Source organism: Nonomuraea sp. B5E05 (genome assembly GCF_039880665.1).
Classification (GTDB): Bacteria; Actinomycetota; Actinomycetes; order Streptosporangiales; family Streptosporangiaceae; genus Nonomuraea.
This window is the reverse complement of sequence record NZ_JBDPMJ010000006.1, coordinates 292,205-318,380: the sequence shown is the minus strand read 5'-3', so window position 1 is coordinate 318,380 and position 26,176 is coordinate 292,205. Positions and strand designations below refer to the sequence as shown.

The window sequence follows — 26,176 nt, the reverse complement described above, 5'->3', positions numbered from 1 at the left end:
CGCGCCGCCGCCGTCCGGTCCGCCGTGCCACCACACGGCCGGTGAGCCACCGCGGGGCCGGCGGTGCCGTACGGTGCGTGGTGCCGCCTCCCGTTCCGGGGGGCGCGGTGCCGGTCAGGGCTTGCGGTGTCGCTCAGAGCGAAGGTTGCGGGGAAGCCGGCGGTCAAGGGGGTCGCAGGGTGCGGCTCGAAAGGCCGGTCCCGGGCCGGGCGGTCAGGAGTGGGGGAGGCGGTAGGTGCCGTCGTCGAGGGGTTCGGCGAGGCCGTCGGCGACCAGGCCGTCCAGGGCGCGTTCGCGCTGCACCGCGTCGTCCCACACGGCGTCGAGGGCCGCCTTGGGAACCGGCCCGTGGGCGGCCCTGAGCACGTCGAGGAGGCGGCCGCGGCACTGGCGGTCGGTGCCCGCATACGTCTGGCCCTTACGAGCGGGGCCGGCGTGCGGCGGTTTGCCGGCCAGCCGCCAGGCGCACAGGTGGGTGATCGGGCAGTCGGCGCAGCGCGGGGCGCGGGCCGTGCAGACCAGCGCGCCGAGCTCCATCACCGCCACGCCCCAGCGGGGCGCGTCCAGCTCGGGCAGGAGCGCCTCCGCAAGCCGCCGCTCGGCCGCGGAGGTGGCCGTGGGCGGATATTCCTCGGCACGCACCGCACGCGCGAACACCCTGCGCACGTTGGTGTCGAGCACGGGGTGGCGGCCGCCGTAGGCGAAGCTGGCGACCGCGGCGGCGGTGTATTCGCCGATGCCGGGCAGGGACAGCAGGGTCGCGTGGTCGGACGGCACCTCGCCGCCGTGTTCCTCGGCGACGGCCCTGGCACACGCATGGAGCCGCAGCGCCCTGCGCGGATAGCCGAGCCGGCCCCAATGGCGTACGGCTTCGCCGGGTTGCTCGGCGGCCAGTGCCTTGGGAGTGGGCCAGCGGGCCATCCACTCGCGCCAGACGGGCAGGACGCGGGCGACCGGGGTCTGCTGGAGCATGATCTCGCTGACGAGCACGCCCCACGGCGTCGCGTCGACCGCACGCCAGGGGAGGTCTCGGGCGTTGTCGGCGTACCAGTCGAGAACGGGGGCGTGCAGGAGGTTCGGCTCAACCACGCGGTCAAGCGTATGCCGAGTTCGCAGCCTTCGGCGTGTCGTCACTCTTCGTGGCTGGACAATTACCATGCTGAGCGTTGTGGCTCCTCCGCTCCCTGAAGGGAGAGGCCTCCTGCTGAGCCGCTTCCGCGGCCTGGCGAAGGGCGAGCCCTCACACACTGCTCGAGCGCGCGGCCCGCTCGCTGGTGGGGCGCAACGGAGAAGTGAGCGACCGACCTGCGCACACCCACCTCCGGACTCTCACGACCGGCAAAGCAATGACACAGGAACCGACCAGATCGGAAGGGAGGGAGCGCGGGGTCCTCCACCTGGTGAAGCAGGTGGGGAGCACCGCGCGAACCCGATGGACCCGGATTCGATGCGCGGCGACGGCGGTGACGTCTACTGGCGGCGTCGGATGAGCGTGCTGGTGGCGGTTCTCGTCGTGGTGGCCGTGGTGGCGTGGGCGTGCTCGAGCGGTGGCAGCGGACCGGGCCGTACGTCCAGCGCGCAGTCGTCATCGAGCCCCACGCCCAGCGTGGATCCGCTGCTCGCCGGGCTGCGTACGCTGGCTCTGGGCACGGCCAGCCCGTCGCCGACTCCGACGGCCACCCCCACACCGACTCCCGCCGCCGGGGAGAGGAGGCCCGGCCAGCCCTGCGTCGAGGACGATCTGGTGCTGAGCCTCCAGAGCGGCAAGGAGCAGATCTACGCGGGCGACGCCCGGCCCACCTTCCTGGTCACGCTGGTCAACACCGGACCCGTGATGTGCACGGCCGACGTGGGGCCGCGGGCCATGGAGATCCGCATCACCTCGGGGGCGGACCGGATCTGGTCGAACGCCGACTGCGTCAACGGGCAGGGCACGGAGATCGAGCAGCTCCAGCGGGGGGTGCCTTACGTGCGGTCGCTGGAATGGGACCGCCGCCGCTCCCGTGCCGACTGCCCGGCCACACCGGCGGCCGCGCTGCCGGGGACGTATGTGGCCACCGTGCGCATGGGCAAGCTCCGCAGCAGCAAGGGGGTCTTCCACCTTCGTTAGAAGCCCCGCCGCCGGGAGCGCCGGCCATGCGTCGCTGAGCCTCCCCGGCGCCGGCCGTCAGACGTAGCGTTCGAGAATGGAGGACTCGGCGAGCCGGGACAGGCCCTCGCGTACGCTGCGCGCCCTCGACTCCCCGACGCCGCCCACCGCCTGAAGGTCGTCGATGCTGGCGGCCAGGAGCTTCTGCAACCCGCCGAAGTGGTTGACCAGGCGGTCGACCACGGTGGCCGGCAGGCGGGGCACCTTGGCGAGCAGGCGGAAACCTCTGGGGCTCACCGGGGTTTCGAGCATGTCGGTGCCGTTGTGGCCGAGCACCTGGGCGACCACCGCGAGGTCGAGCAGCTCGTTGCCCGACAGCTTGTCGAGGTCGTGCAGGGCCTCGATCAGGCGGCGCTGGCGGCGGCCGGCGGGAGCCGGGAGATAGTCGCGGATGACCAGCTCGCGCTCGGAGTCGACACCGGCCACGAGCTCGTCGAGCTGCAGGGACAGCAGCCGGCCGTCGGTGCCCAGCTCGACGACGTAGCCCTTGATCTCGTCGGAGATGCGCCGGACCATCTCGAGTCGCTGGGCGACGGCGGCGACGTCGCGGACCGTGACCAGGTCTTCGATCTCCAGGGCCGACAGGGTGCCGGAGACCTCGTCGAGACGGTGTTTGTAACGTTCGAGGGTGGCCAGGGCCTGGTTGGCCTTGGACAGGATGGCCGCCGACTCCTCCAGGACGTAGCGGATGCCGTCGAGGTAAAGGGCGATGATGCGCATCGACTTGCTGATGGCGATGATGGGCAGGCCGGTCTGCCGGGCGACGCGCTGGGCGGTGCGGTGGCGGGTGCCGGACTCGTCGGTGGGGATGGCGGGGTCGGGCACGAGGTGGACGGCGGCACGCACGATCTTGTGGTCGCTCACGACGATGGCGCCGTCCATCTTGGCCAGCTCGCGCAGCCTGGTGGCCGAGAAGTCGACGTCGAGCTCGAACCCGCCGCTGCAGACCTCTTCGACGACCCGGTTGTAGCCGAGCACGATCAGCCCGCCGGTCTGCCCGCGCAGGATCCGCTCCAGGCCGTCGCGCAGCGGAGTGCCTGGGGCCACAGCTGCCAGGGCTTCGCGACGACGGTCGTCAAGACTCCTATCCACCTGACCCCCGTGTCGATCGGTCACGCCCAGCTTAGCCGCGCTATGTGACGTGTGTGAGTGCGTCCCAGACGTTCTCCGCCTGGACGACCTCGAAACCGGGTGCGAACGCCACCGGCCCCACGGGCACCAGAGCACGCTGCCCATTACGCCGGCGGCCGCCCTCTTCGAGGGAGCCGGCGGGCACGAGGGCGCGCTTGAACCCCATCCTGGCCGCCTCGGACAGCCGCCTGCGGACGTCTTTGACCGGACGCAGCTCGCCCGCCAGGCCCACCTCGCCGAGCGCCACGAGGCCGGCCGGCAGCGGCTTGTCTCCTGCGGCGCTGGCGACGGCGAGCATGATCGACAGGTCGACGGCGGGGTCGGCCAGCTTGATGCCCCCCACGGTGGCCGTGAACACGTCGCATCCGCCGAGGCGGGCGTTGAGCCGGCGCTCGAGCACGGCGAGGATCATCTGCACGCGGTAGGTGTCGAGCCCCGACGACGTGCGCCTGGGCTGCTGGGCGTCGGTGCGGGCGACCAGGGCCTGCACCTCGGCGGGCAGCGGGCGGGTGCCCTCGACCGTGACGGTGACGCAGGTGCCGGGCACCGGCTCGCTGCGCCTGGAGACGAACAGGCCGCTCGGGTCGGTGATGCCCTCGATGCCCCGCTCGTGCAGGTCGAAGCAGCCGACCTCGTCGGTGGGGCCGAACCGGTTTTTGATCGCGCGCACCATGCGGAGCCTGGAGTGGCGGTCGCCCTCGAAGTTGAGCACGACGTCGACCAGGTGCTCCAGCGTGCGCGGGCCGGCGATCGAGCCCTCCTTGGTGACGTGGCCGACGAGCACCGTGGCCATGTTGCGCTCCTTGGCCAGGCGCACGAGATTGGCCGCCACCTCGCGGACCTGTGTGACCCCGCCGGGCACGCCCGTGGCCTGCGCGGAGCCGACGGTCTGCACCGAGTCGACCACCAACATGGTGGGCTGGACCTTCTCCACGTGGGCGACCAGCGCCGACAACTCCGTCTCGGCCGCGAGGTAGAGGCGATCCTGGATGGCGCCGATGCGGTCGGCACGCAGGCGCACCTGGGCGGCCGACTCCTCGCCCGTCACATAGAGGACCGTCTCGCGCTCGGCGATGCGGGCCGCGGCCTCCAGCAGGAGCGTGGACTTGCCGATGCCCGGCTCACCGGCCAGCAGCACGACCGCGCCCGGCACCAGGCCGCCACCGAGCACCCGGTCGAGCTCGGCGACGCCGGTCGTGCGGGCCGCCGCCACCTCGGCCTTGACCTGGCCGATCGGCAGGGCGGGCGCGGTGGTGGCGCCGGCCTGGACGACGCTGACGCCGCGGGCGCCCTCTTCGTCGACCGTGCCCCACGCCTGGCACTCGCCGCACCGGCCGACCCATTTCGTGGTGCGCCAGCCGCACTCGGCACAGCGGTATCCGGGTTTCGAGGCAGTCTTGGCCATGCGGAGCAGGCTAGCGGCAGGGGCCGACAATCTTCGAGCCCCGGCGGCGTCCTGCCGCGCGCCCACCACGAAGGGATCGGTTCACGCCAGGCCGAGCTCCGCGACCAGCATGCGCTTCGGCTTGGCGCCCACGATCTGCTTGACCGGCTCGCCGTTCTCGAACAACAACATCGTCGGCACCGCCATCACGCCGTAACGGGCCATGATCTCGGGGTGCGCGTCGGTGTCGAGCTTGCCGATCGTCAGCCCGTGCTCGGCCTCGATCTGCTCCAGTACGGGGCCCACCATCCGGCACGGCCCGCACCATTCGGCCCAGAACTCCACCAGGACCGGCTTGTCGTTCTTGAGCACCTGCTCCTCGTAGTTTTCGGTGGTCAATGTGATCATGTTCAACCCTTCACGAAGCAACCCGGACAGGACTGCGCGAGCTGGGCGGCCACCTCGGCGCGGCGGGCGAGGAGGGCGCGGATCTCCTCGTCGATCTCCTTGAGCTTGCGCTCGTAGACCTCGACCGACTCGGCGCACGAGCCGCCCGTGCTGTGCCCCCGACGCAGGCAGTCGAGGAACGGCCGGGTGTCCTCCAGCGTGAAGCCCACGCTGAGCAGCGCCCTGATCTCGGCGACCAGCCTGACGTCCTCCTCGCCGTAGTCGCGGTAGCCGTTGGCCGCGCGACGGGCGCTGAGCAGGCCGTGCTGCTCGTAGTAGCGGAGCGAGCGCGGGCTCACTCCTGTGCGTTCCGCCAGCTCTCCGATGCGCATACGACCACGGTAAACATTGACACCGACGTCAAGGTCAAGCCCTTAGGCGCAGGTCCGACTCACCGGGGGTCACTTGGCGGGGCACAGGACGGCTTCGGCCGCCTTCTTGATCAGCGGGTCGATCGCGGGATCGCCGTGGTCGGCGCTCAACGTGTTCGACAGGACGAACTGCACGCGGCTGTCGCGCGAGCTGTAGGTCATGGATCTGAAGCCGAACGAGCCGCCCGTCATGACACCGTATCCGTCCTCGCGCTCGCAAACGGGCGGCTCGGGGGCCGGCTGGCCGGGGTCGCGGGGCGGCCGGCCGGCGTTCAGCGCCTCTTTCAGTTCTTTCGACAGGAGCTTCTCGCCCGCACGTGCCCGGGCGAAGGAGCTCAGGTCGTCCGTGGTGGAGATGACGCCTCCGGCGGCCCAGAGGTAGCTCGAGTTGAGCCGGTCGACGTCGACCGGCTTGCCCTGCTCGCCGGGGTGGTAGCCATGCCCGTGCGGGCCTTTGATGAGCCCGGGGAACTTGTCCGGCAGGTAGGTGCGCTCCATGCCGACGGGGTCGAATATGCGCCGCTCGAGTTCGGCGGCCAGGCTGCGCTCCGTGAGCTCCTCGACGATCAGTCCGAGGAGGAAGTAGTTGGTGTTGGAGTAGGAGTAGCTCTGCCCCGGCTCTCCGGTGCGGGGCATCGTCCGGGTCAACCCGATCATCTCCAGCGGAGAGTAGTTCGTGGTGAAGTCGAATGGGTCGAGCACCCCCGGCTCGAAATAGTTGGGGATGCCGGAGGTGTGATGGATCATCTGCTCCACGGTGATCTCATCGGCCCGGTCCACAAGATCTTTTTCGACCATGACGGGCAGCAGGTCGCCGAGCTTGTCGTCCAGGGCCAGCCTGCCCTCCCCGACCAGTTGCATGATGACGATCTGGATCATGGGCTTGGTCTGGGATCCGGCCCGGAAGCGGGCATCGGCCGGGATTCTGCCGCCTTCGCCGTCGAGCAGGCGGGTGCCGGCCGTTCCCGTGTCGACCTTCTCGCCGTCGACGTAGAGCGCTCCGATCGTGCCCAGGATCTCGGGGCTTCTGGCCAGTTCCGAGAGGGCCTTCTGCACGTCGCCCAGATCAGGCTTGGCCGCGTCGGCCTCGGTGGCGTGTGCGGGCGTGCCGAGTGCCAGCATCACGCATGCCAGGCCGGCCAGGCCGGCCTTTCTCGCACGATTCATGGGAGAGTCCTCTCTACGTTGACGTGCTGAGCCAGGAGAGGGCCTCCGCATCAGGCTCACGAAGCTCCCCCGCCTACGACGACCATGACTAGGCCTTGACCGGTTTCCTGGTCGTTTCCGGCCGGATCGAACCGGCTCGTCAGCTCGTCGTCCCGGTCGCGAGGCCGGGGACAGGGGAAGCCGAGCCCTCGCATTGAGGAGGCTTCGGACGCGGTGAAGTGCCTGGAAGCGCAGCCGTCAGGGACTCGTCGCCGTACGGGACGCGCCGGTCGGTTCTAGAAGTGACGCCAGCGCAGCACGTTCGGATAGGGGATCTCCAGGCCAGGGGTCTCGGCGATGGCCTGCTCGGCCACGCCGGGCGCGAACTCGATGCGCAGCACCGCCTCCAGGTCCGCCCGGCGCTCGAAGGCCATCCTGAGGTCGAGCGGCCGCCGTTGCCAGCCGTGCCGGACCCAGAACGCCTCGACGTCGCGGGGCGAGTAGGTGGGTACGGTGTGCGAGAACCAGCGGCCGAACGACCCCCGCGTCGCGTCGAGGTCCAGCACGAAGGCCGCGCCGCCGCGGCGTACCACCCTGGACAGCTCGCGCAGCCCCGGCTCGCAGCCGGGGCCGAAGAAGTACGCCCAGCGCGCCATCGCCACGTCCACGCTCGCGTCGGGCAGCGGCAGGTCCTGGGCGGCGGCGGCGTGCACGGTCACGTTGGGGAGGCCGGCGCAGCGGCGGCGGGCCAGCGCGGCCAGGTCTCCGTGCGGCTCGACGCCGATGACGCCGGACGCCGACGAGGCCAGGACCGGCAGGTGGTAGCCGGTGCCGCAGCCGATGTCGAGCACGGTCGCGCCGTCCCAGGGGCGCAGCTCGCGCATGGCCGCGTCGGCCGCGCTCTCGGGGTCGACGGCGCGGTTCTCCAGCTCGTAGACCTGCGGCGCGTTCCAGATGTTCGGGCTCGGGATCGCGCCTTTCGCTATCCGTGGCATGGTCCAACGCTAGGCGCACGCGCAACCTGCGGTGCGTGCCGCCGGGCGCGGCCCCGCCAGAGGCGTCTCCGAACCGCCGGATCGGCCCGCCATGAGGGGTTTCGATACCCGCTGGTCCGGCCCGCCATGAGGGGTTCCGCGACCCGCTGGATCGCCTGGCCCCAGGAGGTTTCGCGACCGCTGGACGCGGCTCGACACGGGCTCGTCCCGTCGGCGCGCGCGCCAGATCGGCGTGACCGGCTTAGGCTGGCAACGTGGCTGATGTCATCCGCGTGCCCAATGCGAAGATCGCATTGTCCACTGCTTCGGTATATCCGGAACGCACTCCAGACGCGTTCGAGCTGGCCGCGCGCCTGGGTTACGACGGCGTAGAGGTCATGGTCGGCGCCGACCCCGTGAGCCAGGACATCGACGTGATCGAGCGGCTCTCCGAGCACTACGAGCTGCCCGTCCTGGCCATCCACGCCCCCTGCCTGCTGGTCACGCAGCGGGTGTGGGGGCGCGACCCCTGGGCCAAGCTGGTCAAGGCCCAGAAGGCCGCCGAACGCCTGGGCGCCTCGACGGTCGTGGTCCATCCGCCGTTCCGATGGCAGCGCGACTACGCGCGCGACTTCGAGAACGGCCTGGCCAGGATGCGCGAGGAGACCGACGTCACCTTCGCGGTGGAGAACATGTTCCCGTTGCGCGCCAGGGGCAACGACGTGGTGCCCTACTCTCCCGACTGGAATCCGATCGACTACGCCTTCCCTCAGGTCACGCTCGACCTGTCGCACACGGCCGTGTCGGGTTCCGACGCCATGGAGATGGCCGTCAAGCTCGGCGACCGGCTCGCCCACCTGCACCTGGCCGACGGCGTCGGGATGACCAACAAGGACGAGCACCTGGTGCCGGGCAGGGGCAACCAGCCGTGCGCGCAGGTCCTCGAGCGCCTGGCGGGCAACGGCTACTCGGGGCTGGTCGTGCTCGAGATCAACACGCGCAAGGCGGCCAGCCGCACCGAGCGCATCGACGATCTCGCGGAGGCGCTGGCCTTCGCCCGGCTGCACCTGGCGGCCTCCACGTGAACACCGGGCCGATCAAGGATCTGGGCAGGGTGTTCGACCGGGTGGCCGACGCGTACGACGCGGGCAGGCCGTGCTATCCCGACGAGCTCTACCGCGCGCTCACCGAGGTGTCCGGCGTCGATCTCGACGGCGCCACCACGGTCGACGTGGGCGCGGGCACCGGCATCATGACGCGGGCGCTCAGGACGCGCGGCGCGCAGGTCATCGCGATCGACCCGGGCGCGGAGATGCTGGCCAGGCTGGTGTCGCGGACGAGCGGCGAGGAGGGTGCGCCCGTCACGGCCCTGCTGGCCGACGGCAACCGCCTGCCGCTGGCCGACGGCGTGGCCGACCTGGTCACGTTCGCCCAGTCGTGGCACTGGCTCGACCCGGTGGCGTCGATCGCCGAGGCGAGGCGGGTGCTGCGGCCCGGGGGTACGATCGCGGGCTGCTGGAACTTCGCCCACGCCGCGCAGGCCGAGTGGCTGGCCGCGTACGAAGCGCGGCTGGCGGAGGAGGTGCCCGCCTATTGGGGGCCGGCGGTCGAGCGGTGGTCGGCGCCGCCCATCGCCTCGGCCTTCGAGGTGATCGAGGAGCGGTGGATCCCGTGGACGAGGCTGGTCGGCGTCGAGGACTTCCTGCTCGGCCTGCGCTCCCACTCCTACATGGCCGCGCTGTCGCCGCGGCGGGCCGATGAGCTGGTCGAGAGGCAGCGGGCCGAGTTGCGCGAGGTGTTCCCCGAGGGTGTGCTGTCGGTGCCGATGCGGGTCTACCTGGCGGTGGGCCGGTGACGCGAGGGAACGCCTCGGAGGAGTCGGCGGCCAGGCGCCGTCCTGGACGCAGGCCGGGCTCGGCCGACACGCGGGGCGAGATCCTGGCGGCGGCGCGGAAGGTGTTCGCGGAGAAGGGGTTCGACAAGGCGACCGTGCGCGGCATCGCCAGGGAGGCGAAGGTCGACCCCGCTCTGGTGCACCACTATTTCGACACCAAGGAGGGCATGTTCGCGGCGGCCATGCAGTTGCCGATCACGCCGGAGATCGTCGTCCCCGTGCTGGTCGCCGGGCCGCGCGAGGAGCTCGGTGAGCGGCTCGTCCGGATGATCCTCGAGGTCACTGCCAAGCCGGAGACGCGCGAGCCGATGGTGGCGCTCATGCGCTCGGCCATGACCAACGAGCGTGCGGTCGTGATGTTCCGTGAATTCATCTCGAACGCGCTGCTCTACCAGGTGGCCGACCGGCTGCGGGTGCCGCATCTGCGGATAGAGGCGGCGTTCGCCCAGATGTTCGGCGTGATCATGGGGCGCTATGTGATCGGGCTGGAGCCGCTGGCGAGCGCGAGCCATGACGAGCTCGTCGAGCTGCTCGCGCCGACGATCCAGAGGTACTTCACAGAATAGAGCATTGTTCTGTCGGTGGCGGTGACCATAGGGTATGTCGCGTACCACGGCCATGTTACCCGTGGGTAGGATCGCAGTGGAGGGCTGCGAAGCGGGTGACCGTACGCTGACAGCCAACGTCGTCTGTGGGAGGACCCCGTGCTCTGGGTAGCCATCATCGGGCTTGTCATGACCGTCCTGGCGCTGGCCGTCGCCGGCCGCCGGGTGCTGTTCCTGTACAAGCTCGCGACAGTGGGGCCGCCTGCGCCCGAGCGCGTCGAGTACGCCAGGACACACGTGGCCGACGAGGTCAAGGCGCAGCTCGTCGAGGTGTTCGGGCAGAAGAAACTGCTCAAGTGGACCGCGTCGGGCGTCGCGCACTTCTTCGTCATGTGGGCGTTCTTCATCCTGCTGACCGTCTACGTCGAGGCGTACGGCGCGATCATCCAGGGGGCGATCACCGGCACGCCCGACTTCCACATCCCGCTCATCGGCACCTGGGGCGTGCTCGGCTTCGTGCAGGACTTCATCGCGGTGGCCTGCCTGCTCGGCCTGGTCGCCTTCGCGGTCATCAGGGTCAGGAACTCTCCCAAGGCGCTCGGCCGCGACTCCCGCTTCTCCGGCTCCCACCTCGGCGGCGCGTGGCTCGTCCTGTTCATGATCTTCAACATCATCTGGACGCTCTTCCTGGCCCGCGGCGCGGCCGCCGCCAACGGCAACTTCCCCTACTCCTCGGGGGCGTTCGTCTCGCTCGCGCTCGGCGACGTGCTGCCGGCGAGCACCCTGCTGGAGGAGATCGCGCTGCTCCTGCACATCGGCTTCATGCTGGTGTTCCTGGTCATCGTGGTGAACTCCAAGCACCTGCACATCTTCACCGCGCCGCTCAACGTGCTCTTCTCCCGCCGCCCCGACGGCATGGGTGCGGCGGTCGAGATGCGCGTCGACGGCAAGCCGGTCGACTTCGAGGACGAGGACCTCGACCCCGAGCGGCTCGGCCGCGGCAAGATCGCCGACACCACGTGGAAGGGTTTCCTCGACTTCTACTCCTGTACGGAGTGCGGCCGTTGCCAGTCGCAGTGCCCGGCCTGGAACACCGACAAGCCGCTGTCGCCGAAGATGCTGATCCTCGACCAGCGTGACCACGCCTTCGCGGTGGCCCCCTACCTGATGGCGGCGGAGGCCGAGCAGCACAAGGACACCGACGTGCTCGCGCTGCTGGAAAAGCCGCTGGTGGGCGAGGAGGGCGTGATCCACCCCGACGTGCTCTGGTCGTGCACCAACTGCGGCGCCTGCGTCGAGCAGTGCCCCGTGGACATCGAGCACATCGACCACATCCTCGACATGCGCCGCTACCAGGTGATGGTGGAGTCGTCGTTCCCGTCCGAGGCGGGAGTGATGGTGAAAAACCTGGAGAACAAGGGCAACCCGTGGGGCATGTCCGAGATGAAGCGGGCCGACTGGATCGAGGAGCTCGATTTCGAGGTCGAGGTGGTCGAGGACAAGATGCCCGCCGACGCCGAATATCTGTTCTGGGTGGGCTGCGCGGGCGCGCTCGAAGACCGGGCCAAGAAGACCACCAGGGCCGTGGCGGAGCTGCTGCACATCGCGGGCGTGAAGTTCGCGGTGCTCGGCCCGATGGAGGCGTGCACCGGCGACCCCGCCCGGCGCCTCGGCATGGAATATCTGTTCAACATGCTCGCTCAGCAGAACATCGAGACGCTCAACGAGGCGGGCGTGAAGAAGATCGTGGCGACCTGCCCCCACTGCTTCAACACCCTGGCCAACGAATATCCGCAACTGGGCGGCACGTACGAAGTCGTGCACCACACGCAGTTGCTGGCGAAGCTGGTGGACGAGGGCCTGCTCACCCCGGTCACGCCGATCGAGGAGAAGATCACCTATCACGACCCCTGCTTCCTCGGCCGCCACAACAAGGTCTATTCCCAGCCCCGCGACATCATGGCGAAGGTGCCGGGCGTCAAGACCCAGGAGATGCACCGTCACAAGGACCGCGGCTTCTGCTGCGGCGCCGGCGGCGCCCGCATGTGGATGGAGGAGCGCATCGGCAAGCGCATCAACACCGAGCGCGTCGACGAGGCTCTGACCACCGATCCCGACACCGTCTCGACGGCCTGCCCGTTCTGCATGGTGATGCTCGGCGACGCCATCAGCGAGAAGAAGAACAGTGGTGAAGCCAAGGAGTCGCTCGAAGTCGTGGACGTGGCACAGCTGTTGATCAAATCGGTCAAAGGCACTTCCTGACCGCCCCAAGTCGGACTCCTCCACAAGGCTTGTGGAGGAGTTCTGCACGTCAATAGGGGTGAGGACAGCAAATCTGGCATCCACATAACGGGAAAATCACGGTAACCTCAACGTCGCATGGCTCTATTCGACGGGGAGGGGGCTCGTGATGGGCGTCGTGGTGACGGACGCCGAAGTCACTCTGGCCGACGTCCTCTCCCTCCGGCTCGCCATCGACGAACCACTGAAAGACGGCACCGAACTGGTGTTGAGGCACCGCACCACGGGGGTCGAACGCGACGTGCTGCTCGGCACGCCAGGCGCGCGGGCACGCGAGGCCACGCTCGCGGTCTCGCTCGCGCCGCTGGAGCTCAGCGCCGGACGCTGGGACGCCTATCTGCGCTGTGACGGCAAGCGGGTCAGGCTCCGCAGCGTCGATCCCGGCTTCTCGCTCGACCATCTCGACGCGTACGCGCTGTGCAGGCGCTCCCTCGCCTACCGCTCCTACCGCACCCGCAACGGCTACCTGGCGCTGAAGATCTCCGAAGCGGAGCCCGTGGCCGAGGTGCGGGCCATCTGGTTCAGGGAGGGCCGCTTCGAGGTGATGGGCCTGCTGGCCTACACCGGGCTGGAGGACGACGACTGCCGCCACGAGGCCATGCTGACCCTCGATCGCCGGCATACGAGCGCCCGGGTGTCGGCCACGGCCACCGTGCAGGGCGTGCGCTTCCACGCGGCCGTCTCGCTCGTCGACGTCCTGGCGGCCGACCACGACGAGGGTGCGAGCTCCGCGAACGGCACCTGGGAGCCGGCGCTCGAGGTGGAGGGCGTGGCCACACCGATGAAGCTGGGCGCGCGGCTCGACGACGTCGACGGCAAACGACGCCGGCTGCACTATCCGTCGGCCACGGTCGACGGCGTGCCGATCAGACCCTGCTACACCTCCGACGACGAGTTGCGCATCGAGGTGGGCGGATGAAGGTCAGCCTGGTCCTCACGTCCGCCTACGGCATGCGCGGCGACGTGCGCGCCACGCTCAACCTCGCCACCGCCCTCGCCGAGCGCCACGACGTCGAGGTGATCAGCGTCAGGCGGCACAAGGAGAAACCGTTCTTCGCCGTCGGTCCCGGCGTGTCCATGCGCAGCGTGATCGACGCCAGGCCGGGGGTAAGGCACCTGCTGCCGCACGGGCAGGTGCGCACCGAGGTGGCGCTCTGGCGGGTGCTGCGCAACCTCAAGACCGACGTGTTGATCGCCACCAGGCCGGGGCTCAGCATCCAGGCGGCCAGGCACGCGCCGCGCGAGATCGTCAAGATCGCCAGGGAGTGGGGCCGGCCGGCCGTGCCGGGTCCCGTCAAACGCTTCTACCCGCGCCTGAACGCCGTCGTGACGGCCACGGACTCCGCCCAGGAGGAATGGGCCAGGCTCCTGCCCGGCGGGCCTCCTGTGCACGCCCTGCTGGACGCGCTGCCCGCGGGGCCGTGGCCGCGCTCGCGGATGGACAACAGGATCGTCGCGGCCGGCGGGCGCCTGGTGGCGGTCAAGGCGTACGACCGGCTGATCAGGGCCTTCGCCGTCATCGTGGACAAGCGGCCCGACTGGGCGCTGCGGCTCTACGGCGGCGGCCCCGAGGAGCGGCGGCTGCGCTCGCTCGTCAGCGAGCTCGGCCTGCACAACCACGTCTACTTCATGGGCACGACGTCCGACCTGGCCGGCGAGTTCGCCAAGGCGTCGATCGTGGCCAGCGCCTCGCGGGGCGACGACCTCGGCATGACGGTGCTGGAGGCCATGGGCTGCGGGGTGCCCGTGGTGGCGCTCGAAGGGGCCAGGGGGGCGAAGGAGTTCGTCGCGACGGGCTACAACGGGGTGCTGGTGCCCGACGTCGAGGCCGACCCGCAGCCGTTCGCGGTGGCGCTGCTGGCGCTGATCGACGACGAGCGCAGGCGGCGCTCCCTCGCCGCGGGCGCGCTCGACACCGCGGTACGCCATGCGGCCGACGAGGTCGCCGACCAGTGGGAGAAACTGATCGCCGGCCTCCGGTGAAGCCTTCTTGCAGGGCCCACCGATACGGGTTACGGGTACCGTAGAAGCATGCATGGGTACAGCGGAGACAAGCAGGCCTATCTGACGCGACTCAGGCGGATCGAAGGGCAGATCCGGGGCCTGCAGCGCATGGTGGACGACGATGCCTACTGCATCGACGTGCTCACGCAGGTCTCCGCGGCCACGCGGGCGCTGCAGGCGGTGGCGCTGGGGCTGCTGGAGGAGCACATCTCGCACTGCGTGGCCGACGCGATCAACAACGGTGGCCCCGAGGCCGAGGCGAAGGTGAAGGAGGCCTCGGCGGCGATCGCCCGCCTGGTCCGTTCGTAGGGGACGGACGAAGGCTAGTCCGTACGTAATGAGACATCGTCCGTACGTAGGAGCCGGGGTGGCGGGATGACTAGTTATGTGAAACCCCGGAAACCTTCGTCCCCGACTCTTGGGAGTCAGGAGCCCGGTTCCCGGGGCCAGAAATTTACTGATCTTTACTAGTGGCTCGCTGAAGTCCGCAATCCGAGCGCGTCGTCGAGTTCGTCCAAGGTCAGCCGCCGTTCACTGACTGCCACGGCGGTGAGCACCTCGGCGTAGAGCGCAATCTCGTCCAACGCGACACGGTCGTGGACCCGAGAGTCCAGGTCGTTGTGCCCCACCGCGTCGTCCTTTCCTTCCGCAGCCCACACCCTCTTCGAGGTTACGGCGAAGACCCTTCAGGCGACATGGCCCATCGGGGTCATTCCTTTCCGCGTCGCGGGCCCCCAGGAGGATCATTTCCCCAAGCAGAGATCACAATTCAGCGAATTTCCTGTTCGCTCAAGTGTCAGAACGATATAGGCGGAGTTAGGGTGAAATATCGGTATTAGTGCTTTACGTGTGACCTGTGTGGCGATCGTCGCGTTCGTGAATGATCTTACGCACGAGTGCCGCCTGCCCCGCCAGCCCCCGCTCCGGCACCCTGGCCCCCGTCAACCGGCCCCACGCCAGCCCCATGGCGTACGCGGCCCCGAGCACCGCCGCCGTGCTCCCGCGGTCGGGCGGCGCGATCTCCAGCACCGGCGCGGGAACGGTCGACACCCCGCCAGGCAGCCCCCGCACGGGGAAGCCGTCGGGCTCGGTCCGCTCCCCGGCCGAGGTGCCGGTGAGCCCGGCCTGCCGCAGCGCCTCGTACGCCCTCCTGAGCCGGTGGTCCAGAAGCGCGGGCAGCACGCTCTTGGAGTCGGACAGATCGGCGAGGAGCACGGCCGCGGCCGCCGGCGGCTCGGGCGTGAAGCGCAGCGCGTCCACGAGGTCGTAGACCGCGTGCGCGAAGTGCGCCGCAGGGTCGCTCTCCGCGAACGTCGCCCGGCACAACCGCGCAGGGCAGCGCCGCAGCCACGCCTGGCGCAGGGTCTCTTCGTCCACGTGGGCGTCGTCGATCCCGGAATGGCGCAGCATGGGCTCGACCATCGTGAGCAGGGCGAGCGCCCTGGGCCTGAACCGGGTGTCGGAGAGCAGGATCTGGGCCGTGTCGGCCATCACGGCCGCCAGCCTGAGCGCCGCCCTCGGCTTCCCCGCCCGCAGCCGCTCGGCCACGAGCGTGGCGAGGTCGAGCAGCGGCGGCGCGGGCAGCCAGCGCACCCACTCGTCACCGGGCAGCGGACGGCGCAGATATTCGCCGAACACGGTGATCAGCCGCTCGTTGCCGTCGAACGCCGGCGCGTACGCGCACCACATGATCGTGCCCCAGACGGCGGCGACGGTGCTCGGCACGTCGGAGGCGAAGATGTCGTCGAAGGCCGTCAGCGGGTAGTCGAGCTCCGACTTGAGCCCGCTCGCCCGCAGCAGCACCCTCACCCGTTCCGTGAGGCTCTCGGCCACGTCGGGGCCGATGAACGCCTGGGTCGAGCCCGGCTCGGCGTGGAAGTCGGAGCCCTGAGGGATCACCTCGTCGGGCAGCACCGCCGCGGGATGGTGCACCTGGCGCGCCCGCGTGCCCCGCGGCGGCGGCGCCAGGAGCCAGCGGCCGTCGGCGGGATCGTGCAGGTGCCAGCGGGCATGGGCGCCGAAGAGCCACCTGTCGCCATCGGGGGTCACGAGGATCCTGGCGGCCAGGACGTGGGCGCGGTCGGGTGGCGAAAGAGCCTGCCAGCGCCGGTCTGCGACCATGGCCCGGATCTCGGCCTCCGCGGAGGTGAACACATCCCAAGGTCGCACGGCCGTCATCGTACTTGCCGTACCCGGATCATCCATCGGCTTTTCACGGCAGAATGTTCCACTATGAGGGCGAAGGTAGCAGGCGTGCTGGCGGTCGTAAGCGTGCTCTCCGGCTGCGGCACGGGCACGTCGGCGCCACCGTCGCCGACCGGGCCCGGCGTGCTCACTCTGGAGAACGCCACGCCGCCGGCGAAGGGCGGCGAGGTGGGCGAGGCCACGACGGAGTTCGACGACGCCGCCGACCTGTCGATGTGGACCAAGCTGAGCGAGACCGAGAAGGACATCGACCGGATCGCCAAGCTCGACGTCGACAAGACCGCCAAGGGCGCACTCTACATGGAGCCCAAGACCTCGGCCTGGTTCGACGGCTTCCGCGGCCCCTTCGTCTATCAGGAGCTGGCCGGCGACATCGTCATGCACGCCCGGGTCAAGGTCGAGGGCAAGGACGACGACCAGCCGAAGCGGAAGTTCTCGCTCGGCGGCCTGATGGCCCGCCAGCCCGGCTCGTACGCCAAGCCCAACTGGGTCTCGATCACCACCGGCACCGTCGAGAAGCCCGGCCAGGTCGAGGTGAAGTACACCAAGGACGGCAGCTCCAAGCCGCAGGAGCTGGCCGTCAAGGAGGGCTGGGTGGAGCTCGTGCTGGCCCGGGTGGGCCGCGTCTTCGTCGCCCTCTACAAGGAGGAGAAGGGCACGTGGAAGGTGGGGCAGCGCTGGCCGTCCACCCTCCCCGACGTGCTGCAGTGGGGCATCACCGGCTACACCGACTGGGACAGCTACAGTACGCTGAAGAAGGACGCCGACAAGGGCAACGCCAAGCAGATCACGGGCCAGCCCGACCTCAAGCTGACCGTCGACTATGTGCGTTTCCTGCGGCCGGAGCTGCCCGACTACGCCGACCCGCTCAACAACGCGTCGGTGACGGACGAGGTGCTGATCAAAGCGATGACGCCCGCCGGTGCCTGAGTGCCTTGGCCGCGTAGTTGTCCGGCGTGCGGGCGAAGGAGTCGCGGTCGCCGTCGGTGAGCTCGCGCACGATCTTCCCGGGAACGCCGGCGACCAGCACACCCGACGGGATCTTCTTGCCGGGCCCGACGAGCGCTCCCGCGGCCACCAGGGTGCCCGCCCCGACGCGGGCGCCGCCCAGCACGATCGCGCCGATGCCGATCAGGGCGCCCGACTCGATGTGGGCGCCGTGCACCATGGCCTTGTGGCCCAGGCTGACCCGGTCTTCGAGGATCGCCGGCTCACCCGGGTCGGCGTGCAGGCAGCACAGATCCTGTACGTTGCACTTTTCGCCGATCTCGATCCGCTCGTCGTCCCCTCGGAGAACGGAGCCGTACCAGATGCTGGACGCCCGGCCCACCCGCACGCTGCCGACCACCACGGCACCAGGCGCGATGTACGCCTCGGGATGAATGTCCGGAGCTGCCCCGTTGTCCAACGCTGCTATGTACATCCGTCACATCGTAATTCCTGGTCCGGGTATGGCGTTCGGGTTGCGGACGTGGGCAGATGGCAGGAAAGTCGTTTCCTGACGTCTCGTCGTCAGACCCTTACAACCCGCAGTTTTCCCCCGCCTCACGCAAACCACCCTTAGGTAACCCCCATGACAAATCAGCACGAGAGCCTCCCCGATCTGATGCAAGAGGACACCTTCGAAGTCGTGATGCGCGGTTACAACCGCCGTCAGGTCCACGACTACATGATCCGCGTCCGCAACCAGGTACGTGATCTTGAAGAGCGGCTGGCACGAGCGATCGATCAGGCAGAGCAGGGCCGCATCGAGCTGGCAGAGGCCAGGCGGCGCATGGTTGAGACGCCGCAGAGTTATGAGGATCTCAGCCCTCGCCTTGCGCAGATCCTGCGGCTCGGCGAGGAGGAGGCCGCGGCGAAGCGCGAAGACGCCGAGGCCGAGGCCGCCAGCGTGCGGGACACGGCCAAGACGGAGGCCGAGCACCTGGTGACGACGTCCCGCGAGACGGCCGACAAGATCCTCTCCTCCGCCCAGGCGGAGGCCGAGCGCCGGGTGAACGAGGCGACGCAGTCGGCGGAGCGGATGCTGGCCCAGGCGGGCGCCGACGCGGAGGAGCAGCTCACCGCTGCCCGCACCGAGGCGGAAGAGGCGCTCAAGGAGGCGAAGGCCGAGTCGGAGCGGGTGCTCGCGGCGGCCCAGGCGCAGTCGGAGCAGAAGCTGCAGAACGCCAACGCGAAGGCCGAGCAGCTGGTGACGAGCGCGCGCGACGAGGCCGAGTCGATGCTGGAGTCGGCCAGGCAGCGCACCGCCGCGCTGGACGAGCAGGCGGGCCGCCGGGTCGAATACCTGACCAACACGCACACCGAGGTCGTGCGGCGGCTGACCGAGGTCAGCACCGTGCTCGGCGACCTCATGCGCAACGAGTCGGGCGCCGGGCCGCTGATCCCCGAAGCCGCCATGCCGGCCGCGCCGGCCGCGCCGGCGGCGCCGTCGCAGGGCGCGACGCCCGCGCCGCCGACGGGCGAGACGCCCGCACCCGCGCCCGAGCCTGCCGCGCCGCAGGAGGACGTGCGGGTCATCGTCGACGAGGACGACTCGGACAAGACCCGGAAGGTCAAGGTCTCCGACGACACCGAGGTCAACGTCATCCGCCTCTCCGAGGCGAACAAGTAGGTCCTTCCCTCGCCGGGTCGGGAGGACGATGGTGCGGAGCGGAAGCCCCCGCCCCCGATAGGGTCGGAGGCTTCCGCGCTCGTGGCCCCTCCATGCGTGGTGGCCCGGTGCCGGGGCCGCCGAGACGCTGGACCCGGCACCGGGCTGCTCGTGTGTCGCCGGCCGCTGCCGGCCGGCGTCAGGGAGGTGCGGGGCCGGCCCGCCACGAGTGCCGCTCGCCGGCCCTTCTCTCCTGGTCCCGGAGCTGGTCGCGCAGGCCGTCCGGGTCGTCGGCGTCGATGGTCATCGCGCATCCGGCCTCGCGCTGCGCCGCGCTGATCGGATGGTGTCGCGTGGCCCACCAGCGGCCCGCATCGCTCCGCCAGATGGTCCAGTGAGGGAACTCCCGGGCTATTTCCGCAAGATGCCGATCAAAGGACATCTCCGTCCACCTTCCCGGGCTCCCAGGCGAGGTTCCATCTCCTTAGAAGATGCGCCACCTCTCTAGAGAATTCTATGATCGTGACGGTCAGGTCAACCTTCCCGCTTGACAGATCGCCTTGACCTAGGCGTCGAAGTCGTACTGAAGTACGTACGCGGCGGAGTCCAGCACCATCTCGTTGACCTCGACGGGCAGCCCTCCCGACGTGTACGCGGTCCGGGCGATCACGATCACGGGTGTGCCTCCGGGCAGCTCCAGCAGGGCGCTCTCGCGCGGTGCCGGCATGCGGGCGCGCACCTCCTCGGTGAAGTGGGCCGGTGGCACGCCGAGGTCGCCCAGCCTGGCGTAGGCCCCGCCGGGACCGGTGTCGGGGAAGGTGATCGCGCTGCCCTCCACCAGGTGGGCGGGGAAGAATGAGGTGGACAGCTGCACGGGTCTGTCGTCGACGGAGTAGCGCCGCCTGCGCACCCAGACCTCCCGGCTGTCGAGGACGCCCGCCACCTCGTCGGACGCCCGCTCCAGCACCACCTCCACCCGGTCGACCTCGAAGGGACGGCCGCGCGCGTCGGCGTCCCAGATGGCCCGTCCGTGCCCCCATTGCTCGCGTGACAGGCGGCGTGAGCCGTGCCTGCGGATCGGTTTGAACAGCCGCACGTAAACCCCCGAACCTCGTTTGGGCACTGCCAACCCTTCATTGATCAGTACGGCAAGCGCTTGCCTGGCGGTTGCCCGTGCGATTGCGTATTCGGCCATCAGCGCGTTCTCGCCCGGTAGGCGGTCCCCGTCGCGCAGTTCGCCGGACAGGATCCGGGCGCGGAGGCCGTCGGCGATGCGGCGATAGATAGGGGGCTCGTGGGGTACCGGGGATTCAGACACGTATGATCACCCTCTGTCACCAACCAGGTAGTGGCGTCTCCAGAGAACTTGCCCCGTCTTGTCCACGATCGCACAGATACACAGGTTGGTCGCGGGCTTCTTTTGAGCGGATCGTGCCCGTGTGGTGAATTCCGCGATGTTTTAGCGGACCGTTACCGCGATACGGTCACGCCCGGTATCCGATCGGCCCACCAGCGGCGAGTAACCATAGCGAAGATCACGGCGCCCGCCGTGTTGAGAATGACGTCGTCCACAGAGGAGAAACGGCCCAGCCGCAGGGCGTACTGGAGCACCTCGACCAGGACCGAAAAGGCCGCCGCGACGGCCGCAACACGGACGGTCGAGGACATCGCCCGGCTGCGCACCGGCAGCAGCGCGCCGAGCGCCGCGAACACCAGGAGGTTGCCCCCGACCTGGACCAACACCGCCTCCCACGGCGCTGCGGCCAGGTCGGCGAGGTCGGTGAACGGGACGAGACCGACACCTGTCCGACCGGTGGACGGGGTGAGGATCATCCAGATCCACGGCGTGGTCCCGACCACGATGCCGACGTCGGCGATCGAGGTGCGCAGGGCCGCGGGACGCCCGGCATGGGTGCGGTGCCGGGAGAGGAGCAAGATTGCTAGCAAGGCCAGGGGGAGCGCAAACGTACCAGCAATAATGACTGGTCCCCACAATTCCCACGTCCGCGCCATCCGACCATGATGGCGAGTGATCAGGGGTTACCGGAAGATGTCCATCCGGACAGGGTCAGCCACCAGACCGCGATCTATACAGGGAGATAGAGGAGAGTGTTGTGCTGACCCATTTCATCGGTGGCCTGCCGGTGGCCGCGGGCCATCCGTTCCCCATCCATGATCCGGTGACGGGCGCTGTGGTGCGGCAGGCGCACGAGGCCGACCCCGAGGTGGTCGACCGGGCGGTCCGGGCGGCCAGGGAGGCGGCGCGCGGCTGGGCGGCGATGCCCGTCGGCGAGCGCGCCGGGTGGATGCGCCGCCTGGCCGAGGGCATCGAGTCCCGCTTCGACGACCTGGTGGCGGCCGAGATCGCCGACACGGGCAAACCGTTCGACCAGACCCGCACGCTCGACATCCCGCGCGGCGTCGCGAACTTCCGCGCCTTCGCCGAGATCGCCGCCCAGCGCCCCGACGACGCCTTCCACCTGCCCGGCGTGCTCAGCTACACCGTGCGCAGGCCGCTCGGGGTCGTCGCGGTGATCGTGCCGTGGAACCTGCCGTTCCTGCTGATGACCTGGAAGCTGGCCCCGGCGCTCGTCGCGGGCAACACGGTGGTGGTCAAGCCCTCGGAGAGCACGCCGGGCTCGGCCGCGGTGTTCGCCGAGATCTGCGCGGAAGCCGGGCTGCCCCCGGGCGTGGTCAACATCATCTTCGGGTACGGCGCATCGGGCCAGCTCCTGGTCGAGCACCCCGACGTCGACGGCGTGACGTTCACCGGCTCGACCAGGACGGCCAGCACGATCATGAGAACGGTGGCCGACCGGGTCAAGCCGATCTCGTTCGAGCTGGGCGGCAAGAACGCCGGGCTGGTCTTCGACGACTGCGATCTCGACCGGGCGGTCGACGGCGCCGTCCAGTCGGTTTTCACCAACGGCGGCCAGGTCTGCCTGTGCACCGAGCGGCTCTATGTGCAGCGCTCGATCTTCGAGGAGTTCTGTGCCCGGCTGGCGAGCCGGGCACAGGAGGTCGAGCCGCAGCCGATGATCTCGCTGGAGCACCGCGAGAGGGTGCTCTCCTACTACGCCCTGGCCCGCTCGGAGGGGGCCAAGGTGCTCACCGGGGGCGGCGTCCCCGCCTTCAATGACCACCGCGATTCCGGATATTTCGTGGAACCAACGGTGGTGACAGGCTTATCGGAATGGTCGAGGTTCAATAGGGAAGAGATCTTTGGGCCGGTCTGCCACGTAGCGCCCTTCGACAGCGAGACCGAGGCGATCGACCTGGCCAACAACAGCGACTACGGCCTGGCGGCCACGCTCTGGACCACCGGGCTCGACCGGGCCCACCGGGTGGCGCAGCGCCTGGAGGCCGGGCTCGTCTGGGTCAACACCTGGTATCTGCGCGACCTGCGGACCCCGTTCGGCGGCGTGAAGCTGTCGGGCATCGGCAGGGAGGGCGGCATACAGTCGCTGGACTTCTACTCTGAACCCACCACTGTCACCATCAAACTGGAGCAACCCGATGCATGACGAATGGTCCCAGGCCGTGGACGCGCGAACCCAGGCCGCCGACCGGCTGCTGGAGGCCGCGCGTACGGGAAAGCCGTGCCCACCCATCAGGGACCTGGTCAGCACACCCGCAGACGGCTACGCCGTACAGGAGATCAACACCCGGCGGGCGATCGGCGAGGGGCGGCGGCCGGCGGGCAGGAAGGTCGGCGTGACCAACAGGGCGCTGCAGCAGCGCCTCGGCATCGACCAGCCCGACTTCGGCATGCTCTTCGCGGACACGTCCTACGGCGACGGGCAGCCCATCCCCGTGGACAGGTTCCTGCAGCCGCGCGCCGAGGCCGAGGTCGCGCTGGTGCTCGGCCGTGACCTGAGCGGCGGGCCGTTCACGGTGGCCGACGTGATCAGGGCGGTGGAGTTCGCGCTGCCCGCGATCGAGATCGCCGACTCGCGCATCGCCGACTGGGACATCACGCTGGCCGACACGGTCGCCGACAACGCCTCCGCGGGGGCGTACGTGCTGGGCGGCACGCCCGTGCCGCTGACAGGGCTCGACCTGCGCTCGGCCGCGATGACGATGACCCGGGGCGGTGAAAAGGTCTCGACCGGCTCCGGCGCCGAGTGCCTGGGCCACCCGCTCAACGCGGCCGTCTGGCTGGCCACGCGGCTCGGCCGCACCGAATACGCGCTGCGCGCCGGTGACGTCGTGCTGACCGGCGCGCTCGGCCCCGTGGTGCCCGTCGAGGCCGGAGACGAGTTCGAGGCCCGCATCGACGGGCTCGGCTCCGTACGCGCGGTGTTCCCGGCGTGAGCACGCGCGACCGGGGCGTCACCCGCGAGCGGTGCCTCGCCCTCGACGCGGGCGACCCGCTGCGGCGCTTCAAGGACGAGTTCGTGTTGCCGGAGGGCGTCGTCTACCTCGTCGGCAACTCGCTGGGCGCGCTGCCCCGGCGTGCCGTCGAGCGGGTGCGCCGGGCGGTCGAGGACGAGTGGGGCGGGCAACTCGTCGGCGGCTGGAACCACGCCGGGTGGTTCGGGCAGCCGCTGGCGGCCGGTGACCGGCTGGCCCCGCTGATCGGCGCCGGCCCCGGGCAGGTCGTGGTGGGCAACACCACCTCCATCGCGGTCTTCCAGGCGGTGGCGGCCGCGCTGCGGTTGCGCCCCGGCCGCCGGGTGATCGTCTCCGACGTACGGAACTTCCCCACCGACCACTACATGGTGCAGGGGCTGGCCGGCCTGCTCGGCGGCTACGAGGTGCGCGACGTCGCGGAGGGGCGCTTCGACGACGCGGCCGTGGTGCTGATGGCGGAGGTCGACTACGCCACCGGCGCCCGCCACGACGTGCCCGCGATCACCGCAGAGGTGCAGGCGGCGGGGGCGCTCATGGTCTGGGACGTGTGCCACAGCGTGGGCGCCATGGAGGTGGACGTCTCGGCGGCCGACTTCGCGCTCGGGTGCACGTACAAGTATCTGAACGCCGGGCCCGGCGCGCCGGCCTTCCTCTACGTCAACCCGCGCCACCACGCCGCCGCCGAGAACGTGTTGTCCGGCTGGAACGGCCACGCCGAGCCGTTCGCGTTCGAGCCCGGCTACCGGCCGGCCGAGGGCGTCAGGCGGTTCGCGGTGGGCACCCCGCACGTATTGTCGTTCGCCGCGCTCGACGCCGCGCTCGACGTGTGGGAGGAGGTGCCGATGGCGCAGGTGCGGGCCAAGAGCATGGAGCTGACCTCGCTCTTCGTCGACCTCGTGGGCGACGCGCTGGAGCTCGCCTCGCCGGCGGACCCCGCCGCGCGCGGCAGCCAGGTGAGCTTCCGCCACCCCGACGGCTATCCGGTGATGCGCGCGCTGATCGACCGCGGCGTGCACGGCGACTTCCGCGCGCCCGACATCCTCAGGTTCGGCTTCGCGCCGCTCTACGTCGGCTACGCCGACGTCTACGACGCCGCCGCCACCCTGCTGGAGGTGCTGGACAAGGAGCTGTGGCGGGACGAGAGGTATGCCAGGCGGCTGGCCGTCACCTAGCCGCGTCCAGCAGCTTGATCGCGCGTTTGGGGGCGATCGCGCGGTAGCTCTCCTCGACCCAGTCGAGCAGCACCTCGGTCTCGGGCAGCTCCGACAGGAACGGCACGGTCACCCAGCCCGCCTTGCCGAGTCCGTAGCCGCTGGGCCGCGCCCCCTCGACGGTCAGCGCGTGGCCGTGCGCCTCCGACAGCAGCTTCACGCCGAACGTCGGATCCCACTTCTCGGTCTGCTCCTCCAGGCCGAGGAAGAGGAACACCTTCTTGTTCACCTTGACCACCGTCTCGCCCCACGGGTGGGCCTCGTGGCTCTCGGGCAGCCCGAGGGCGAACGCGCGCAGCTCCTCGCGTACGTCGTGCCAGTCGCTCATGCCCGCACGTTACCCCGGAACTCGTCGAGCTTGTGTTCGATGCGCTCGCGGATCAGGTCGCGGGCCTCCATCCGCGGCACGCCCGACATCAGCAGCCTGTCGTAGTCGGTGTCGAGATGCCGGATGGAGGCGATCACAGCGAGCGTGATGGCGTTCTCGTCGAGCGCCCTGGCCGCCGCCGACCTGCCCACCCGGCCGCTGCCGCGCTGGCCCGCGTGCTCGGCGATCTCCCGCGCCCGCGGCTCGGGGCAGCCGGGGAACAACCGGGCGATCTCGGCCGCCATCCTGGTCTGGTACTCGACGTCCTGCTCCGCCCGGCGTACGCGGTCACGCTCCCTGCGGCGCAGGCGCACCTCCTCGTCGGCCAGACAGCGCTCCTCGGCGGCGGCCAGCGCGGCCTCCTCCACCAGCAGGCCCATGCGCTGGTAGACCTTGCGCCGCCGGTTGTACCGGACGACCACCGCGGACAGGCCGCTCTCCTTCTTGGCCCGCCTGCTGAGCGCCGCGTCGCCCGCCGGCAGGAAGGTCAGGTGGTCGAGGTCCGCGCAGGTCAGGCAGTGCGGCCGGTCGTCCTCCATGATCAGGTAGGGGCCGGTGTCGCCGCAGGCCGCGCACGTCCAGGCGTCGAGCGGGGCCACCGCCACCAGGTCGGGCGGCCTGCTCTGCGCCTCGGTGAGCCGCCGCACCCGGGCCTCGCTGAGATCGGGCGAGAGCCAGTGCACGCGGAACGCCTCCTGCCCGTCTCCAGACGTGAAGCGCAGCTCGCGGCGGTCGCGGGTGCCGGCCACGTAGGGCGTGTCGACCGGTCGCAACCCCTTGGCCAGGGCCCACTCCCGCAGCAGGGCGGCCGCGGTGAGCAGGCGGTCCTCGCCGACGTCGGACAGCTCGGCCAGCGTGGCCGCCCTGCCCTGCCGCCAGACGTCGACGTGCCTGGTGTGCAACCAGCGCAGGCCCGTCACCACGTCGATGAACGTCACGTATTTCCTGGCGGTCAGCGCGATCTCGGCCGCGTCGGCGACCCTGCGCGCCAGCTTCGGCCTGCTCGCCCCATCGGTTCGACTCACGTCCCCCAGTGTCCCGCGCCCTTTGTCGTGAGATGGCGAGAGCAGCGGCATTCCTTTTCGCCATAGCGGCAAGTAA

28 protein-coding genes are annotated in these 26,176 nt (G+C 70.1%); 13 read left to right on the top strand and 15 right to left on the bottom strand.

Annotation, left to right across the window (positions count from 1 at the left end; translation table 11 throughout):
* Positions 1 to 213 precede the first annotated feature (213 nt).
* The gene (locus ABGB01_RS14345; RefSeq protein ID WP_347773768.1) at positions 214 to 1,089 is read right to left on the bottom strand and encodes an A/G-specific adenine glycosylase; all 876 of its coding nucleotides are present in this window, start codon (positions 1,087 to 1,089) and stop codon (positions 214 to 216) included.
* Positions 1,090 to 1,447: 358 nt separating this feature from the next.
* Here ABGB01_RS14345 and ABGB01_RS14340 point away from each other — a divergent pair, with 358 nt between their 5' ends.
* The gene (locus ABGB01_RS14340; protein ID WP_347773767.1) at positions 1,448 to 2,110 is read left to right on the top strand and encodes a hypothetical protein; all 663 of its coding nucleotides are present in this window, start codon (positions 1,448 to 1,450) and stop codon (positions 2,108 to 2,110) included.
* Positions 2,111 to 2,167: 57 nt separating this feature from the next.
* On the opposite strand, the gene disA is transcribed toward ABGB01_RS14340, so the two are convergent.
* From disA to ABGB01_RS14310, 6 genes are all read right to left on the bottom strand, one after another.
* A complete protein-coding gene (disA, locus tag ABGB01_RS14335; RefSeq protein WP_347647990.1) occupies positions 2,168 to 3,241 on the bottom strand; it encodes a DNA integrity scanning diadenylate cyclase DisA in 1,074 nt (357 codons plus the stop codon).
* A gap of 40 nt (positions 3,242 to 3,281) precedes the next feature.
* On the bottom strand, positions 3,282 to 4,685 hold the full coding sequence (gene radA, locus ABGB01_RS14330; RefSeq protein WP_347773766.1) for a DNA repair protein RadA: 1,404 nt from the start codon (positions 4,683 to 4,685) through the stop codon (positions 3,282 to 3,284).
* Positions 4,686 to 4,766: 81 nt separating this feature from the next.
* Positions 4,767 to 5,072 (bottom strand): thioredoxin, encoded by a 306-nt coding sequence (trxA, locus tag ABGB01_RS14325; RefSeq protein ID WP_347773765.1) that lies wholly within the window; start codon positions 5,070 to 5,072, stop codon positions 4,767 to 4,769.
* Positions 5,073 to 5,074: 2 nt separating this feature from the next.
* Positions 5,075 to 5,443, bottom strand: coding sequence for a MerR family transcriptional regulator (locus tag ABGB01_RS14320; RefSeq protein ID WP_347619947.1), 369 nt, complete (start codon positions 5,441 to 5,443; stop codon positions 5,075 to 5,077).
* A 69-nt stretch (positions 5,444 to 5,512) separates the two neighbouring features.
* Positions 5,513 to 6,649, bottom strand: coding sequence for a serine hydrolase domain-containing protein (locus tag ABGB01_RS14315; RefSeq protein ID WP_347773764.1), 1,137 nt, complete (start codon positions 6,647 to 6,649; stop codon positions 5,513 to 5,515).
* A 275-nt stretch (positions 6,650 to 6,924) separates the two neighbouring features.
* Positions 6,925 to 7,623, bottom strand: a complete 699-nt coding sequence (locus ABGB01_RS14310) for a class I SAM-dependent methyltransferase (protein ID WP_347773763.1) — start codon at positions 7,621 to 7,623, stop codon at positions 6,925 to 6,927.
* 254 nt (positions 7,624 to 7,877) lie between these two features.
* Here ABGB01_RS14310 and ABGB01_RS14305 point away from each other — a divergent pair, with 254 nt between their 5' ends.
* The 7 genes from ABGB01_RS14305 to ABGB01_RS14275 all read left to right on the top strand — a co-directional run bounded on the left by ABGB01_RS14305 (position 7,878) and on the right by ABGB01_RS14275 (position 14,655).
* Positions 7,878 to 8,687 carry a sugar phosphate isomerase/epimerase gene (locus ABGB01_RS14305; RefSeq protein WP_347773762.1) on the top strand — a complete coding sequence of 270 codons (810 nt, stop codon included), beginning with the start codon at positions 7,878 to 7,880 and terminating at the stop codon, positions 8,685 to 8,687.
* The gene (locus tag ABGB01_RS14300; protein WP_347773761.1) at positions 8,684 to 9,457 is read left to right on the top strand and encodes a class I SAM-dependent methyltransferase; all 774 of its coding nucleotides are present in this window, start codon (positions 8,684 to 8,686) and stop codon (positions 9,455 to 9,457) included. Before ABGB01_RS14305 ends, ABGB01_RS14300 begins: the two co-directional genes overlap by 4 nt.
* The gene (locus tag ABGB01_RS14295; protein WP_347773760.1) at positions 9,454 to 10,062 is read left to right on the top strand and encodes a TetR family transcriptional regulator; all 609 of its coding nucleotides are present in this window, start codon (positions 9,454 to 9,456) and stop codon (positions 10,060 to 10,062) included. The genes ABGB01_RS14300 and ABGB01_RS14295 overlap by 4 nt, the downstream gene beginning before the upstream one ends.
* Positions 10,063 to 10,200: 138 nt before the next feature.
* On the top strand, positions 10,201 to 12,303 hold the full coding sequence (locus ABGB01_RS14290; RefSeq protein WP_347773759.1) for a (Fe-S)-binding protein: 2,103 nt from the start codon (positions 10,201 to 10,203) through the stop codon (positions 12,301 to 12,303).
* A gap of 148 nt (positions 12,304 to 12,451) precedes the next feature.
* Complete coding sequence (locus ABGB01_RS14285) at positions 12,452 to 13,261, top strand: hypothetical protein (RefSeq protein WP_347773833.1); 810 nt, start codon at positions 12,452 to 12,454, stop codon at positions 13,259 to 13,261.
* Positions 13,258 to 14,325, top strand: a complete 1,068-nt coding sequence (locus ABGB01_RS14280; RefSeq protein WP_347773758.1) for a glycosyltransferase — start codon at positions 13,258 to 13,260, stop codon at positions 14,323 to 14,325. The genes ABGB01_RS14285 and ABGB01_RS14280 overlap by 4 nt, the downstream gene beginning before the upstream one ends.
* Before the next feature lie 48 nt (positions 14,326 to 14,373).
* Complete coding sequence (locus ABGB01_RS14275; RefSeq protein ID WP_132334374.1) at positions 14,374 to 14,655, top strand: metal-sensitive transcriptional regulator; 282 nt, start codon at positions 14,374 to 14,376, stop codon at positions 14,653 to 14,655.
* A gap of 158 nt (positions 14,656 to 14,813) precedes the next feature.
* On the opposite strand, the gene ABGB01_RS14270 is transcribed toward ABGB01_RS14275, so the two are convergent.
* Both ABGB01_RS14270 and ABGB01_RS14265 read right to left on the bottom strand, forming a co-directional pair.
* Complete coding sequence (locus ABGB01_RS14270; RefSeq protein ID WP_165959714.1) at positions 14,814 to 14,975, bottom strand: hypothetical protein; 162 nt, start codon at positions 14,973 to 14,975, stop codon at positions 14,814 to 14,816.
* Between the two features lie 214 nt (positions 14,976 to 15,189).
* The gene (locus ABGB01_RS14265) at positions 15,190 to 16,524 is read right to left on the bottom strand and encodes a hypothetical protein (RefSeq protein ID WP_347773757.1); all 1,335 of its coding nucleotides are present in this window, start codon (positions 16,522 to 16,524) and stop codon (positions 15,190 to 15,192) included.
* Between the two features lie 75 nt (positions 16,525 to 16,599).
* Here ABGB01_RS14265 and ABGB01_RS14260 point away from each other — a divergent pair, with 75 nt between their 5' ends.
* Complete coding sequence (locus tag ABGB01_RS14260) at positions 16,600 to 17,481, top strand: hypothetical protein (protein ID WP_347773756.1); 882 nt, start codon at positions 16,600 to 16,602, stop codon at positions 17,479 to 17,481.
* Here the strand turns inward: ABGB01_RS14260 and ABGB01_RS14255 are convergent.
* Complete coding sequence (locus ABGB01_RS14255; protein WP_347619937.1) at positions 17,453 to 17,974, bottom strand: gamma carbonic anhydrase family protein; 522 nt, start codon at positions 17,972 to 17,974, stop codon at positions 17,453 to 17,455. The two genes, ABGB01_RS14260 and ABGB01_RS14255, sit on opposite strands and share 29 nt — an antisense overlap.
* Before the next feature lie 150 nt (positions 17,975 to 18,124).
* Between ABGB01_RS14255 and ABGB01_RS14250 the strand changes: the two genes are divergently transcribed.
* Positions 18,125 to 19,165 (top strand): hypothetical protein, encoded by a 1,041-nt coding sequence (locus tag ABGB01_RS14250; RefSeq protein WP_347773755.1) that lies wholly within the window; start codon positions 18,125 to 18,127, stop codon positions 19,163 to 19,165.
* Positions 19,166 to 19,343: 178 nt separating this feature from the next.
* Here ABGB01_RS14250 and ABGB01_RS14245 read toward each other — a convergent pair whose 3' ends face one another.
* The 3 genes from ABGB01_RS14245 to ABGB01_RS14235 all read right to left on the bottom strand — a co-directional run bounded on the left by ABGB01_RS14245 (position 19,344) and on the right by ABGB01_RS14235 (position 21,157).
* Positions 19,344 to 19,586 carry a hypothetical protein gene (locus ABGB01_RS14245; protein WP_347647975.1) on the bottom strand — a complete coding sequence of 81 codons (243 nt, stop codon included), beginning with the start codon at positions 19,584 to 19,586 and terminating at the stop codon, positions 19,344 to 19,346.
* A gap of 123 nt (positions 19,587 to 19,709) precedes the next feature.
* Complete coding sequence (locus ABGB01_RS14240) at positions 19,710 to 20,462, bottom strand: GntR family transcriptional regulator (protein ID WP_347773754.1); 753 nt, start codon at positions 20,460 to 20,462, stop codon at positions 19,710 to 19,712.
* 152 nt (positions 20,463 to 20,614) lie between these two features.
* The gene (locus tag ABGB01_RS14235) at positions 20,615 to 21,157 is read right to left on the bottom strand and encodes a VanZ family protein (RefSeq protein WP_347773753.1); all 543 of its coding nucleotides are present in this window, start codon (positions 21,155 to 21,157) and stop codon (positions 20,615 to 20,617) included.
* 101 nt (positions 21,158 to 21,258) lie between these two features.
* Here ABGB01_RS14235 and ABGB01_RS14230 point away from each other — a divergent pair, with 101 nt between their 5' ends.
* From ABGB01_RS14230 to kynU, 3 genes are read left to right on the top strand one after another with little or no spacing between them, the layout of a single operon-like run.
* Positions 21,259 to 22,668: an aldehyde dehydrogenase family protein gene (locus tag ABGB01_RS14230; protein ID WP_347773752.1), complete on the top strand. Its 1,410-nt coding sequence runs from the start codon at positions 21,259 to 21,261 to the stop codon at positions 22,666 to 22,668.
* Positions 22,661 to 23,458 (top strand): fumarylacetoacetate hydrolase family protein, encoded by a 798-nt coding sequence (locus tag ABGB01_RS14225; protein WP_347773751.1) that lies wholly within the window; start codon positions 22,661 to 22,663, stop codon positions 23,456 to 23,458. The genes ABGB01_RS14230 and ABGB01_RS14225 overlap by 8 nt, the downstream gene beginning before the upstream one ends.
* Positions 23,455 to 24,669 carry a kynureninase gene (gene kynU / locus ABGB01_RS14220; protein ID WP_347773750.1) on the top strand — a complete coding sequence of 405 codons (1,215 nt, stop codon included), beginning with the start codon at positions 23,455 to 23,457 and terminating at the stop codon, positions 24,667 to 24,669. The genes ABGB01_RS14225 and kynU overlap by 4 nt, the downstream gene beginning before the upstream one ends.
* On the opposite strand, the gene ABGB01_RS14215 is transcribed toward kynU, so the two are convergent.
* Together ABGB01_RS14215 and ABGB01_RS14210 are read right to left on the bottom strand one after the other, a co-directional pair.
* Entirely contained in the window at positions 24,662 to 25,036 is a 375-nt protein-coding gene (locus tag ABGB01_RS14215) for an MmcQ/YjbR family DNA-binding protein (RefSeq protein WP_347773749.1), read from the bottom strand. The genes kynU and ABGB01_RS14215 overlap by 8 nt on opposite strands.
* Positions 25,033 to 26,100 (bottom strand): DUF2293 domain-containing protein, encoded by a 1,068-nt coding sequence (locus ABGB01_RS14210; protein ID WP_347773748.1) that lies wholly within the window; start codon positions 26,098 to 26,100, stop codon positions 25,033 to 25,035. The genes ABGB01_RS14215 and ABGB01_RS14210 overlap by 4 nt, the downstream gene beginning before the upstream one ends.
* Positions 26,101 to 26,176 lie beyond the last annotated feature (76 nt).

Coding starts and splice junctions, on each gene's coding strand:
- ABGB01_RS14265 (WP_347773757.1), bottom strand. CDS start 16,524: ATGACGGCCGTGCGACCTTGGGATGTGTTCACCTCCGCGGAGGCCGAG.
- ABGB01_RS14255 (WP_347619937.1), bottom strand. CDS start 17,974: ATGTACATAGCAGCGTTGGACAACGGGGCAGCTCCGGACATTCATCCC.
- trxA (WP_347773765.1), bottom strand. CDS start 5,072: ATGATCACATTGACCACCGAAAACTACGAGGAGCAGGTGCTCAAGAAC.
- ABGB01_RS14285 (WP_347773833.1), top strand. CDS start 12,452: ATGGGCGTCGTGGTGACGGACGCCGAAGTCACTCTGGCCGACGTCCTC.
- ABGB01_RS14215 (WP_347773749.1), bottom strand. CDS start 25,036: ATGAGCGACTGGCACGACGTACGCGAGGAGCTGCGCGCGTTCGCCCTC.
- ABGB01_RS14310 (WP_347773763.1), bottom strand. CDS start 7,623: ATGCCACGGATAGCGAAAGGCGCGATCCCGAGCCCGAACATCTGGAAC.
- ABGB01_RS14245 (WP_347647975.1), bottom strand. CDS start 19,586: ATGTCCTTTGATCGGCATCTTGCGGAAATAGCCCGGGAGTTCCCTCAC.
- ABGB01_RS14250 (WP_347773755.1), top strand. CDS start 18,125: ATGACAAATCAGCACGAGAGCCTCCCCGATCTGATGCAAGAGGACACC.
- ABGB01_RS14225 (WP_347773751.1), top strand. CDS start 22,661: ATGCATGACGAATGGTCCCAGGCCGTGGACGCGCGAACCCAGGCCGCC.
- ABGB01_RS14320 (WP_347619947.1), bottom strand. CDS start 5,443: ATGCGCATCGGAGAGCTGGCGGAACGCACAGGAGTGAGCCCGCGCTCG.
- radA (WP_347773766.1), bottom strand. CDS start 4,685: ATGGCCAAGACTGCCTCGAAACCCGGATACCGCTGTGCCGAGTGCGGC.
- ABGB01_RS14340 (WP_347773767.1), top strand. CDS start 1,448: ATGCGCGGCGACGGCGGTGACGTCTACTGGCGGCGTCGGATGAGCGTG.
- ABGB01_RS14315 (WP_347773764.1), bottom strand. CDS start 6,649: ATGAATCGTGCGAGAAAGGCCGGCCTGGCCGGCCTGGCATGCGTGATG.
- ABGB01_RS14235 (WP_347773753.1), bottom strand. CDS start 21,157: ATGGCGCGGACGTGGGAATTGTGGGGACCAGTCATTATTGCTGGTACG.
- ABGB01_RS14280 (WP_347773758.1), top strand. CDS start 13,258: ATGAAGGTCAGCCTGGTCCTCACGTCCGCCTACGGCATGCGCGGCGAC.
- ABGB01_RS14275 (WP_132334374.1), top strand. CDS start 14,374: ATGCATGGGTACAGCGGAGACAAGCAGGCCTATCTGACGCGACTCAGG.